Raw genomic sequence first — 12483 nt, forward strand, 5'->3', positions numbered from 1 at the left:
TTCTGACTCTCTTTTTGTAGGATCTGAGTATTTTGCCACTTTAGGACATTGAAAAATAGTAACGAGTTCACTTCTTAGCTAAAAACTCATCTTCGTTGCTGACTTGCGTAGAGAATAGTAACGTATGCTATGAAAATGCTACTCAAAACCAGTCACTTATTATTGTTAACTATAGTAGAGCTTAGCTTGATTAGCCCAGTTATCACTTTACTAGCATTAAGCGTTCATTGGACAGCTGGCTGTGTTTGTAGTGCTCTAATGCCTGGCGTAAATCTTGGCTCATGGCCTGGACTAAGTCGTCATCGAGTAAGTATTGGCTTAGTAGCAGTTCAATATTGGTGGCTAAGTTTTTGTCGATGGATTGGAGTTTTTGCACTTCAATCAGAGCAAAGCGGCGCTTATTCAGCTTAGTACAGCTGATTGCTCGCATCATAGGGCCAAGGTAGAGGTTTTGGCTGTCGATGGTTTTGGCTATCTGATAAGCATTACGGTAATTACCGTTGCGATAGCTATCGATAAAGTAAGCCATATTGAGCCATGATGGGTAGTGGGGATTGAGCGTAGCACCATGGTCAATGAGTCTTAACCCTTCGTTTACTGCACCACTTAGATAGAGCCAAAACCCACAGACCATGTTGGCAAAGGCGGAGTAAGGTTTACTTTCAAGGATCTGCCGAGCGTTGCTTTGTAAGTCGTCAATGTCTCGGTTGATCAAAGACAAGTAACACATCGCCATTTGTGCGTAGATGCAATGCGGATCGGCATTGATGGCTTGCTGCGCTAAGTTGTAGGCCAAAATATAGTAGCTGTCGGCTAGTGGCGTATTCAAGGTAAACGCATCTAGTGCCACAATGCTTTGCCTTGCCTTTGAGATAGAGCAATTGGCAGGTGCGGGAATGTAGTGGTTTAAACGCTGGGTAAATTGCTCAATGGTTCTTGGGTTGCCCATGAGAGGACTCAGTGACATACCTAGTGTAAACACTTCGCTATTCAGGTGTGAGTGGCGATGGGCAAGTGTTGCAATTACCCCCGTCTCATCAGCGATTTGGTTGGCAATCTTGTTGATTTTAAGTTCAACATTATCGAACACGTTACTCATTTGGATCTGAAAACTCTGTGACCACAACTGATGTTGGTTTAGATTGTCATTCAGACTTGCCAGCAAAATGCCGCGTTCAAGGCTGGTTTTGTTCAGCGTGAGATCAATCGTGTAGCGGGTGTTCTGTCGCAGCCCGAAAGGTGCCACATTTAAGGTGGCGAAGGGGTGCAGTGTTGTACAGAGCAGTTTCGCTAAGAACTCGTAGCTTTCACTGTTAACAGTAACCGAAACGGAAGGAACGCAGGACTTGGTGTGGGTCGCTTCATTTTTAATGATATTGGTATCGGTATTGTCAGAGTTGTCTGATGTTGAAGTTTCAATATGCAGATTGTATTGACCTGTAGGTACTCTCAATCGAAGAGAATCGTTTTGCCCTTCATTTTGATAATACACCTCTAACGTGCGACGCAGTCTACCCATGTGAATGCGAACCAATGGATCATGAGATGGATCGAAATCGGCGTTTTTACCAAACACATCAAAAGCGAGATCGTACTGCTGTATCTTTTGGGTAGGATCGTTGAAGTAACTATTTATCAGGTAGTTAAGGATCTTGCTTGGCCATTTAGTGGAGCGAAAACCGCGGCAACCATTCATTTTGTCTAGGATAGCTAAGATATCTTCAGGGACGTGCTCGGCGTGAAGTGAGGGTGTGGTAAGACGGATGGTTGTGGTCATCTGAAGTTCCTTCTCCTGAAAAAATTTGCTAACAATACCCACTTAAAGTTACACATTAGCAGTTTTTTTGTTACCTAAAAATACTTATTGTGTAACTATCCATATGCGCATTGGTTTTTTGATGTGCTTTTCAAAAGGAATTGTTATGGAAAAGGCAAGGTGTAAGAAGTTACTGACGGTGCTGTCACTTTTAAGTGTGTCGTACGCTACGGATGCGATGCAGCAATTCATCGATCCTAAAGATGGTATGTTTGATGCAAGTCAATGGGTGCTGGACAATGCCATTGGCTTTATGCCTGTGCCTATTATCATCACGGACCCTGCGGTTGGTGTTGGTGGTGGTGCCGCATTGATGTTTTTTCATGAGTCTGAAAAGCGCAAGCAGCTTCGTGAAGAAAACCCTGATGAAGTGGTTGGATTGCCACCTAGCGTAACAGCGGTCGCAGCCGCAGGCACCGAAAATGGCTCGTGGCTTACCGGAGCGTTTCACTTTGGCTCTTGGCAGGAAGATACTTGGCGCTACCAAGGCGGCCTGTTTTACGGCTCGTTTAACTTAAAGTATTACGCTGGCGATGTGCCGTTCGATTTCAATATCGATGGTCTCTACTTTATGCAGGACATCGACTATCGGATTGCTGGCAGTAATTGGTTTGTTGGTGCGAAATACTCACTTCTTTCTTCAAAGAGTACGTTTGATATTGGCAACTCTATTTCAGGTATTCCACCGATTGATTTTGATCTCGAAGACGCTGGTGTCGAGCTTAAAGTGACTTACGACAGTCGTGACACAATCTTCACACCCAATGATGGTCTAAAAGCGAAATTCAGTACGGATTTTCACAATAAAGCCTTTGGCGGCGATGTGGATTACCAAAAAGCGCGAGCTCAGGTGAATTACTTTGCGCCAGTGCGAGAGGATCTCATTATCGGTGTGCGTGGCGACTATCAAACGGTGAGCGATGATGCGCCATACTATGCACGGCCATTTATTAACATGCGTGGCATTGCCGCGATGCGCTACCAAGGCCAAGATATGGCATTGGCTGAGCTTGAAGCTCGTTATGATGTGACGCCGCGTTGGTCGATTGTTGGATTTACCGGAACAGGTAAAGCAGTAGAGGATGGACAAAGCTTTTCTGATGCCGACTATCAAAGTGTTGTTGGGGGCGGCTTTCGTTATCTAGTGGCGCGCCAACTCAACATGCGAGTAGGTGTCGATGCAGCCAAAGGCCCGGAAGAGTGGGCGTACTATATTACCGTTGGTCATGCTTGGCAGCAGTGATTTAAACAAAAGTAGACTGGAGTTATCCAGTCTACTTTTATAGGGTCCGTTTTTTGAGTTAAGCGTAATTAGAAACTAGTGATTGAGAATCGAAGCTAGATCGGTGAAAATAGCGCCCATTATTTTTTCGACGCCTTCGAGTAGTGGTTGGGTCAATGCCTTCAAACGCTATTCTACAAATCAAGAAGATCGAGATTCATGTCAAATCCTCAATTTTTGCAACAAGTTTCTAAACGTAGAACGTTTGCGATCATCTCTCACCCGGATGCGGGTAAAACCACCATTACTGAAAAAGTACTGTTATTCGGAAACGCGATTCAGAAAGCAGGTACAGTAAAAGGCCGTGGCAGTGCACAGCACGCGAAATCGGACTGGATGGAAATGGAAAAAGAGCGTGGTATCTCGGTAACAACTTCCGTGATGCAGTTTCCATACAACGACTGCTTGGTTAACCTTCTCGATACCCCAGGACACGAAGACTTCTCGGAAGATACCTATCGTACACTGACGGCAGTTGACTCTTGCTTGATGGTTATCGACGCTGCAAAAGGTGTCGAGGATCGTACTCGTAAACTGATGGAAGTTACCCGCCTTCGCGATACGCCTATCGTTACCTTCATGAACAAACTCGACCGTGACGTTCGTGACCCAATGGAAGTATTGGACGAAGTAGAAAGCGAACTTGGCATGATGTGTGCGCCAATCTCTTGGCCAATTGGTTGTGGTAAAGAGTTTAAGGGTGTGTATCACATCCACCGTGACGAAACGATTCTTTATGAATCTGGCCACGGTCACGAAATCCAAGAAGTACGCATCATCAAAGGTCTTGATAACCCAGATCTTGATGAAGCTGTAGGCGCTGATCTTGCAGAGAGCGTACGTGAAGAGCTTGAACTGGTGATGGGCGCATGCCCTGAGTTTGATCTTGAGTCATTCCTAAAAGGTGAACTCACGCCAGTTTACTTCGGTACTGCACTTGGTAACTTCGGTGTTGACCACATGTTAGATGGTCTAACTAAGTGGGCCCCAGCGCCACAAACACGTCAAGCGAATGAGCGCGACGTTGAAGCGACAGAAGACAAGTTCTCTGGCTTCGTGTTCAAGATCCAAGCAAACATGGACCCTAAACACCGTGACCGTATTGCCTTCATGCGCATCGTATCAGGTACCTACAAGCAAGGTATGAAGATGAACCACGTTCGTACAGGTAAAAACGTCAGCATCTCTGACGCAGTAACCTTTATGGCGGGTGACCGTGCGCGCGCAGAAAATGCGTACGCAGGTGATATCATCGGTCTTCACAACCACGGCACTATCCAGATTGGTGACACCTTCACTCAAGGTGAATCACTGAAGTTCTCTGGTATTCCAAACTTCGCACCAGAACTATTCCGTCGTATTCGCCTAAAAGATCCACTGAAGCAGAAGCAGCTACTGAAAGGTCTGGTTCAGCTATCAGAAGAAGGCGCTGTGCAGGTATTCCGTCCGCTACAAAACAACGACCTGATCGTTGGTGCGGTTGGTGTGCTTCAGTTTGACGTGGTTGTTGCGCGTCTGAAGTCTGAGTATAACGTTGAAGCGATCTACGAGAGCGTGAACGTTGCGACAGCACGCTGGATTGAGTGTGACGACGATAAGAAACTAGAAGAGTTTAAGCGTAAGAACCAAACCAACCTAGCGCTGGATGGTGGCGACAACCTAAGCTATGTTGCGCCGACTATGGTGAACCTGAATCTAGCGCAAGAGCGTTTCCCAGATATTAAGTTCCGTGCGACGCGTGAGCACTAATACTGGTTAATTGAATGAAAAAGCCGCTCAGGAGAGCGGCTTTTTTGTGTTTGAATTTTACGGCAACGCGAAGCGTTATCTATTCACGCTCTTTAGTATAAGGCACCCCAATCGCCTTAGGCGCTACCGCCTTACCAATAAATCCAGCCAGCAAGAACACCGTCAACACATACGGAATCGCTTCAATCGCTTGTACAGGAACTGGGAAATCACCAATCGATACACCCTGCATACGAATCGCTAATGCGTCTAAGAAGCCAAACAGCAAACACGCAGCCATTGCCGTAAACGGTCGCCATTTACCAAAGATAAGCGCCGCCAGAGCCATATAGCCCTTACCTGCACTCATGTTAGGAATGAACTGCGCCGTTTGTGCTACAGACAAATAAACGCCACCGATACCCACCAGTACGCCACAAATAGCGACCGCAGCATAACGCATACGAACCACTGAGATACCCGCGGTATCAACGGCTGATGGTGACTCGCCTACCGCGCGCAGACGAAGTCCAAAGCGCGTCTTAAATAGCAGGTACCAGCAAGCTGGGACGATGAACACCACCATGTAAACCAGAATCGAGTGACCACTGATAAGCTCTGAGTAAAGCAGACCAAGCACAGGCACATCCGCAACCGCATCAGCACCCGGGAAGGTGATAGGCGCAAATCGTGCGTCGCCAGATAGTGCTGGTGTTTGACCACCTTGTTGGAACCAGTGACGACCAAGGGTAATGGTGAGACCGGCAGCGAGGATGTTGATTGCCATACCACTGACCACTTGATCGCCGCGGTGGGTGATCGAAGCAAAGCCGTGGAGCAGGGCAAGTAACACAGATACGCCAATGCCTGCAAACAGACCAAGCCAAGCCGAGCCAGTAATATGTGCCATAGCTGCACCAGCAAACGCCGACGCGAGCAACTTGCCTTCTAGAGCGATGTTAACGATACCCGAGCGTTCACAAAACATACCGGCAAGTGAGGCAAGGATAAGCGGGGTTGCCACACGCATTGTGGCATCAAGCATGAGAATAATCGTTTCAAACATAATCAAGCGACTCCTTTCTCTGCTTGTTGTTCAGCTTGTTTTTTGCCGAACAGTTTGAGGTAGGTTCTCTCTAGAGAAGGACGGAACATGTGCTCCAGTGCGCCAGAGAATAGGATCACCAAACCTTGCAGTACCACAACGATGTTTCGGTCAACACCGTACTCAAAGCTCAGCTCCGCACCGCCTTGGTATAAGAAGCCGAACAGCAAGCTTGCCAGCAGTACACCTACCGGGTGGTTACGACCCATAAGTGCGACAGCGATACCGGTAAAGCCAAAGCCTTCAACGAAGTTCAGCTTGATTTGGTGCAGTTCACCTTGAAGTACGTTGAGGCCAAAGAAGCCTGCCAACATACCAGAGATAAGCATGGTTAAGATGATGATTTTCACATACTTGATGCCTGCGTAATCAGCAGCTGATGGGTTAGAGCCCACAGAGCGGATTTCGTAACCCCAGCGTGAGTGCCACATCAGTAGCCACACAAACACACAGCATAAAAGAGCAAAGATAAAGCTCAGGTTCATTGGGCTTGGTGCCATCTCAATCCCAACGACCGCGAGGATCTCATGCATCTTTGGTAGCCAACTTGAAACCGCAAAGACACGGCTTTCTGTTGCCATTGTCGTTTCTGGCTTGAGGATATCGACCAACAAATACGCCATCAGCGATGAGGCTATAAAGTTAAACATGATGGTGGTGATCACGATGTGTGAGCCGCGTTTGGCTTGTAAGTAAGCTGGGATAAATGCCCAAGCTGCGCCAAATAAGCCGCCGACAACAATCGCTACCGGAAACACAATATACCAAGGGGCATATTCGCCTAAGGTGAGACAGATAAGACCGACACCGAGGCCACCAATGTAAGCTTGACCTTCACCACCGATGTTAAACAGACCCGCGTGAAACGCGACGGCAACAGCAAGTCCGGTAAAAATAAAGCCTGTGGCGTAATACATGGTGTAGCCAAAGCCTTCGGCGTAGCCAAAGGCACCCGTCCACATCACTTTTGCGGCATCAATCGGATTGATGTCGATATACATAAACAGCAGGGCAGACACTAGGAACGCCACCAACACGTTAATCGCTGGTAGCAGAGCCACGGTTACCCAAGCTGGAACTTTTGCTTGGCTCATGCACTTTCTCCTTGTGGCTGATCGGCGGCTGCCGATTTAAGGTGGTCAGGCATGATGTTTGCCATCATAAGACCTAAGGTTTTCTCATCGGCATCTTTAATCGAAACTTCGCCGACAATCGCGCCATCGAACACGACCAGAATTCGGTCAGAAAGGCTTAAGATTTCATCAAGCTCTACCGAGACTAAAAGTACTGCCTTATCGGCATCACGCGCTGCAATGATTTGCTGGTGGATGTATTCAATGGCGCCGATATCAACCCCACGGGTTGGCTGTCCGACCAAAAGCACATCCGGGTTTTGCTCCATTTCACGGGCAATCACCAGTTTTTGCTGGTTACCACCGGAGAAGTTAGCGGTTTTCAGAGTGGTGTCGTTAGGACGCACATCCCACTTATCCATGCTCGCCTGACAGCTCTCTTTGATGGCCTGCTTGTCTTGCAAAAGACCTTTGTTGTATTGCGGCAGGTGATGGTAGCCAAGGATATAGGCTTCCTGCGCTTCGAACTTGTTGATAAGCCCTTGCTTGTGGCGATCCTCTGGAATATGCCCCACACCAATCGCGCGAACTTGCTGCGGATCGAGCATGGTGTGCTTATCAATGTGGCTGCCGTTGATGTCAATGCTCCCAGAATAAGGCTGGAGGATGCCGGAAAGCAGGGCGAGTATTTCTGATTGCCCGTTGCCAGAAACACCAGCGATACCGACGACTTCGCCTTGACGCACTCCGAAGCTCACGCTTTTCACGCGCTCGACGCCTGCGTCATCGAAGTACTGTAAGTTGTCGACTTTGATCAGCTCTTTCTTTGGAGTGGCTTCTGACTTATCGACTTTGAGGCGAACTTTGCGTCCCACCATCAGCTCAGCCAGTTGCTCTTTATTGGTGTCGGCGGTAACAACATGCTCTACCATCGCCCCTTGGCGCATAACGGAGATGTTATCGGTGATCGCCAATACTTCACGCAGCTTGTGCGTGATGATCATAATAGTGGTGCCTTGCTGACGCAGTTTGTCGAGGATCTTAAATAAGTGATCCGCTTCTTGAGGAGTAAGCACGCCGGTTGGCTCATCGAGGATCAAGATCTTTGCTCCGCGATAGAGCGCTTTTAAGATTTCCACTCGCTGCTGAAGACCTACCGGAAGCTCGCCAACAATGGCGTCTAAAGGGACTTCCAAACCATAATCTTCGGCCAGTGCTTTGAGTTTCTTCTTAGCCTTGCCAAGACTCTCTTGTAGCTTCCATCCATCTTCAGCGCCGAGAACAATGTTCTCGAGTACGGTAAAAGTTTCCACCAACATAAAGTGTTGGTGCACCATGCCGATGCCTGCCTTGATGGCTTCTTGAGAGTTCGCAGGCTTGTAACGTTCGCCATTGACGGTCATCTCGCCTGCATCTGCGTGGTAAAAACCGTAAATAATACTCATAAGAGTGGACTTGCCTGCACCATTTTCACCAATGATGCCGTGAATCGTGCCTTGCGGAACTTTGAGGTCGATAGTTTTGTTGGCGTGCACCGCGCCAAATCGCTTATCGATCTGCTTGAGTTCGATGGCAATAGGTTGTCCATGTGTCACTAGATACTGCCTTATAATTATACGCCGCTGCTTGAGGGCAACGGCGTTGTTATGGTTGCCTAGGTTATTGATAAAAATACCAATCCTAGGCCTTCATTCTGAATGAGAAGTCGTTAGATGTTACATGTGTTGTCAGACATGTAGTCGTGAACGGCGATTTTGCCTGATACGATGTCAGCTTTAAGACCGTCTAGGTAAGTCTTCATTTCTGGTGTGATCAGATCTTTGTTGTAGTCATCGTATGCCCACTCAACCGCACCTTCTTTAAGACCTAGTACCTTGATGCCAGCTTCCCAATTGCCTTGCTCTGCATCTTCCCATGTGTTGTAAGCGGCAACGCCTACTTTCTTAACCATTGAAGTCAGCATAGTGCCTGGTTGTAGGTGGTTTTGGTTTGAGTCAACACCGATAGCGAAGTTGCCCGCATCTTTCGCTGCTTGGTAAACACCCATACCTGTGCCGCCAGCTGCTGCGTAGATAACGTCTGCGCCTTTAGAGAACTGAGATTTTGCAAGCTCAGAGCCTTTTGCTGGGTCAGCAAATGCTGCTGGCGTAGAGCCAGTCATGTTTTGGAAGGTTTCGATTTGTGGGTTTGCGTATTTCGCACCTTGGCGGTAGCCACACTCGAACTTACGAATCAGTGGGATATCCATACCACCAACGAAGCCTACTTTATCTGTTTTAGACGCTTTAGCGGCAAGCGCACCCACTAGGAATGAACCTTCGTGCTCTTTAAAGACGATAGATTGAACGTTTGGCTTGTCTACTACCATATCGATGATAGTGAATTGAATGTCTGGGAATTCAGTCGCGACTTTTTCAACAGCAGATGCCATGTTAAAGCCGACCGCCACGATTGGAGTGAAACCACGGCTTGCTAGACGACGTAGGCCTTGCTCGCGCTGTGCTTCATTCTGCGGTTCAAATTCACGTACTTTGATGCCTTTGTCTGCATTGAAAACTTTAACACCGTTTTGGAATACAGCTTCGTTAAACGATTTGTCGAATTTACCGGCTGTATCGTAAACCACTGCTGGTTTTGCTGCGAATGCACCAAAAGAAGTTACTGCCACTGCGAGTGCAGACATTTTTAGAATAGTTTTTTTCACGATCAATTCCCTTATAGTGTCGAATGATGGGGCATCATTGACGTTTCGATAGGCTAGGCGATGTCCAAATTACTCGTGCCTAGAAAGTAGTCGCTTGTAAATATCCGAACAGTCATGCTGATAGCAAACCGTTCAGTTTACAAACAATGTGCGACATTTTATCGTTTGCGTGTGCAAAAAAAACGCCTTGCATGGCAGCATTGAGGTGTAAGTCACAACTTAGTGACAAAACACTAACTATTACAGCTATTCTTTGTATATCGGTGCGCAACATCTTGTTATTGCAATCGATTACAATGTTTTTTGACGAAGGAACGGAGCATCATGTTGAAGTTGTTCAAGAGATGGCTTGCTAAATATGACCAATGGTGTGAGTCACTAGGCTTAACGCCAGAAAATAAGCGCAGTTGTGTGCCATACAAGAAAGAGCCACAAGACGATGATAGATAGTCACTGTCATCTTGACTTGCTCGCACAGCAAAAAGATTTGCAACAAGTGCTCAGCGATGCGAGACAGCAAGGGGTCGAGAAAATTATTGTCCCTGCTATTAATGAAAGTAACTGGGCAACGGTTCAAATGCTCAGTGAGCAGAATGATGACATCTATTACGCTCTCGGCTTTCATCCACAGTTTCTCGATGAGCTGAGTGAACACAGTCTGGATAATTTGGCTTCGAGAATTGGCTCTGCGGTGCCTCAAAAGTGTGTCGCCATTGGGGAGTGCGGTCTGGATTTTTATCACGGCCGAGAAAATGAAACACTGCAAAAACAGTATCTCAACGCTCAAATTGATATTGCTAACCTGAGCCAATTGCCGATTTTACTCCATTGCCGAAAAGCGCATCAGGATCTCGTGGTGTTATTAAAACGCAACCCTCCCAAATACGGTGGCGTGGTTCATGGATTTAGCGGCAGCGTTCAACAGGCGATGGACTTCATCAAAATGGGGTTAAAAATCGGTGTCGGCGGTGTGATCTCGTACCCAAGAGCTAAGAAAACACGCGCTACTATCGCCGCTCTGCCGTTGGAAAGTTTGTTAATAGAAACGGATGCCCCTGATATGCCATTAAGTGGCTATCAAGGGCTTGCGAACGAACCAAAAATGGTAAACATGGTGCTAACGTCTTTAATTGAGTTGCGAAATGAATCTGGGCAAACGGTTGCCTCACAACTGTCAATTAATGGCAAATTGACGTTTAAATTTTGTGATTAAAAATGCGTTAAATTGTGAATTCGAAATCGTTTGCACTTGCTTTGTGTGATCTAGATCGCAAACTTTAGTGTATCTCCCATGTGTTCAGGACGAAAGTGTGAGAGGGGTACTACTTTCTTTTCTGTGGGTTTGTATAATCGCCCCCGCTTTTGAGCTTCAAATTTTGTTACACGCCAAATTATTAATTATAAGGAAGTCATAAACTATGAGCCTGTTTATGAGCCTGGTTGGTATGGTCGCACTTATTGCAATCGCAGTACTGCTTTCAGACAACCGCAAAGCTATTAATATCAGAACTGTGGGTGGCGCATTTGCTATCCAATTCGCACTAGGTGCATTCGTTCTTTACGTTCCTTGGGGACAAGAAGTACTACGCAGCTTCTCTGACGCTGTATCTAACGTGATCAACTACGGTAATGACGGTACGTCATTCCTATTTGGTGGCCTAGTATCAGGTAAAATGTTTGAAGTATTCGGCGGCGGCGGTTTCATCTTCGCTTTCCGTGTACTACCTACACTAATCTTCTTCTCTGCGCTTATTTCTGTACTTTACTACCTAGGTGTTATGCAGTGGGTTATCAAGATTCTTGGTGGCGGCCTGCAAAAAGCACTAGGGACTTCTCGTGCGGAATCTATGTCAGCAGCAGCTAACATTTTCGTAGGTCAAACAGAAGCACCTCTAGTTGTACGTCCTTTCGTACCTAAGATGACGCAATCTGAACTATTCGCAGTAATGTGTGGTGGTCTAGCTTCTATCGCTGGTGGTGTACTAGCAGGTTACGCATCAATGGGTGTGCCAATCGAGTACCTAGTTGCAGCATCATTCATGGCAGCTCCTGGTGGTCTTCTATTTGCTAAAATCATCAAGCCAGAAACTGATGAGCCAGTTGAACAGCTACACGACATGAGCGCAGAAGGCGAAGACAAGCCAGCTAACGTTATCGACGCAGCAGCGGGCGGTGCATCAGCAGGTCTTCAACTAGCACTTAACGTTGGTGCAATGCTCATCGCATTCATCGGCCTTATCGCACTAGTTAACGGTATGCTTGGTGGCATCGGTGGCTGGGTTGGTATGCCTGAACTACGTCTAGAAATGATTCTAGGCTGGTTGTTCTCGCCACTAGCATTCCTACTAGGTGTGCCATGGTCTGAAGCGACTATCGCAGGTGAGTTCATCGGTATGAAGACCGTTGCTAACGAATTCGTAGCATACTCTCAGTTTGCCCCTTACCTAAGCGAAGCTGCGCCAGTTGTTCTTTCTGAGAAAACTAAGGCAATCATCTCATTCGCTCTATGTGGTTTTGCGAACCTATCTTCTATCGCAATCCTACTAGGTGGTCTGGGTAGCCTTGCGCCTAAGCGTCGCGGTGATATCGCTCGCATGGGTGTGAAAGCAGTAATCGCTGGTACGCTATCTAACTTGATGGCTGCAACGATTGCAGGCTTCTGTCTAACCCTAGCTGGCATGTAATTGCTCGCGTTAGGTTAAACAGTATATAGACGCCATTATAAATCGCCCCGTAGCAAGAGATTGCTGCGGGGCTTTTTTGTTATTTGGAGGG

The 12483-nt window shown here is 47.1% G+C and carries 10 protein-coding genes; 5 read left to right on the plus strand and 5 right to left on the minus strand.

What is annotated here, in order from left to right; genetic code table 11:
• Window positions 1-202: 202 nt before the first annotated feature.
• Window positions 203-1777: a tetratricopeptide repeat protein gene (locus ACJB0T_RS12255; RefSeq protein WP_479291256.1), complete on the minus strand. Its 1575-nt coding sequence runs from the start codon at window positions 1775-1777 to the stop codon at window positions 203-205.
• 145 nt (window positions 1778-1922) lie between these two features.
• Here ACJB0T_RS12255 and ACJB0T_RS12260 point away from each other — a divergent pair, with 145 nt between their 5' ends.
• Both ACJB0T_RS12260 and prfC read left to right on the plus strand, forming a co-directional pair.
• Window positions 1923-3059, plus strand: a complete 1137-nt coding sequence (locus ACJB0T_RS12260; RefSeq protein ID WP_479291254.1) for a BamA/TamA family outer membrane protein — start codon at window positions 1923-1925, stop codon at window positions 3057-3059.
• Window positions 3060-3257: 198 nt separating this feature from the next.
• Entirely contained in the window at window positions 3258-4847 is a 1590-nt protein-coding gene (gene prfC, locus ACJB0T_RS12265) for a peptide chain release factor 3 (RefSeq protein WP_042496616.1), read from the plus strand.
• Between the two features lie 79 nt (window positions 4848-4926).
• Here the strand turns inward: prfC and ACJB0T_RS12270 are convergent, their stop codons facing one another.
• The 4 genes from ACJB0T_RS12270 to ACJB0T_RS12285 all read right to left on the minus strand — a co-directional run bounded on the left by ACJB0T_RS12270 (window position 4927) and on the right by ACJB0T_RS12285 (window position 9708).
• Window positions 4927-5892 (minus strand): ABC transporter permease, encoded by a 966-nt coding sequence (locus ACJB0T_RS12270; RefSeq protein WP_418641981.1) that lies wholly within the window; start codon window positions 5890-5892, stop codon window positions 4927-4929.
• A 2-nt stretch (window positions 5893-5894) separates the two neighbouring features.
• Complete coding sequence (locus tag ACJB0T_RS12275; protein WP_353496962.1) at window positions 5895-7025, minus strand: ABC transporter permease; 1131 nt, start codon at window positions 7023-7025, stop codon at window positions 5895-5897.
• The gene (locus ACJB0T_RS12280; protein ID WP_353496961.1) at window positions 7022-8599 is read right to left on the minus strand and encodes an ABC transporter ATP-binding protein; all 1578 of its coding nucleotides are present in this window, start codon (window positions 8597-8599) and stop codon (window positions 7022-7024) included. The genes ACJB0T_RS12275 and ACJB0T_RS12280 overlap by 4 nt, the downstream gene beginning before the upstream one ends.
• Window positions 8600-8712: 113 nt before the next feature.
• Complete coding sequence (locus ACJB0T_RS12285; RefSeq protein ID WP_353496960.1) at window positions 8713-9708, minus strand: BMP family lipoprotein; 996 nt, start codon at window positions 9706-9708, stop codon at window positions 8713-8715.
• A 324-nt stretch (window positions 9709-10032) separates the two neighbouring features.
• Between ACJB0T_RS12285 and ACJB0T_RS12290 the strand changes: the two genes are divergently transcribed.
• From ACJB0T_RS12290 to ACJB0T_RS12300, 3 genes are all read left to right on the plus strand, one after another.
• Window positions 10033-10158, plus strand: coding sequence for a DUF5363 family protein (locus ACJB0T_RS12290; RefSeq protein ID WP_112459605.1), 126 nt, complete (start codon window positions 10033-10035; stop codon window positions 10156-10158).
• Window positions 10148-10921, plus strand: a complete 774-nt coding sequence (locus ACJB0T_RS12295) for a TatD family hydrolase (protein WP_479291250.1) — start codon at window positions 10148-10150, stop codon at window positions 10919-10921. Before ACJB0T_RS12290 ends, ACJB0T_RS12295 begins: the two co-directional genes overlap by 11 nt.
• A 205-nt stretch (window positions 10922-11126) precedes the next feature.
• On the plus strand, window positions 11127-12392 hold the full coding sequence (locus ACJB0T_RS12300) for a NupC/NupG family nucleoside CNT transporter (RefSeq protein WP_479291248.1): 1266 nt from the start codon (window positions 11127-11129) through the stop codon (window positions 12390-12392).
• Window positions 12393-12483: the final 91 nt, after the last annotated feature.

The sequence above is a fragment of the Vibrio sp. CB1-5 genome (assembly GCF_059412285.1).

What these genes read in the sequence shown, in the direction of transcription:
- ACJB0T_RS12255 (WP_479291256.1), bottom strand. Translation starts at nt 1,777, where the DNA reads ATGACCACAACCATCCGTCTTACCACACCCTCACTTCACGCCGAGCAC.
- ACJB0T_RS12260 (WP_479291254.1), top strand. Translation starts at nt 1,923, where the DNA reads ATGGAAAAGGCAAGGTGTAAGAAGTTACTGACGGTGCTGTCACTTTTA.
- prfC (WP_042496616.1), top strand. Translation starts at nt 3,258, where the DNA reads ATGTCAAATCCTCAATTTTTGCAACAAGTTTCTAAACGTAGAACGTTT.
- ACJB0T_RS12270 (WP_418641981.1), bottom strand. Translation starts at nt 5,892, where the DNA reads ATGTTTGAAACGATTATTCTCATGCTTGATGCCACAATGCGTGTGGCA.
- ACJB0T_RS12275 (WP_353496962.1), bottom strand. Translation starts at nt 7,025, where the DNA reads ATGAGCCAAGCAAAAGTTCCAGCTTGGGTAACCGTGGCTCTGCTACCA.
- ACJB0T_RS12290 (WP_112459605.1), top strand. Translation starts at nt 10,033, where the DNA reads ATGTTGAAGTTGTTCAAGAGATGGCTTGCTAAATATGACCAATGGTGT.
- ACJB0T_RS12295 (WP_479291250.1), top strand. Translation starts at nt 10,148, where the DNA reads ATGATAGATAGTCACTGTCATCTTGACTTGCTCGCACAGCAAAAAGAT.
- ACJB0T_RS12300 (WP_479291248.1), top strand. Translation starts at nt 11,127, where the DNA reads ATGAGCCTGTTTATGAGCCTGGTTGGTATGGTCGCACTTATTGCAATC.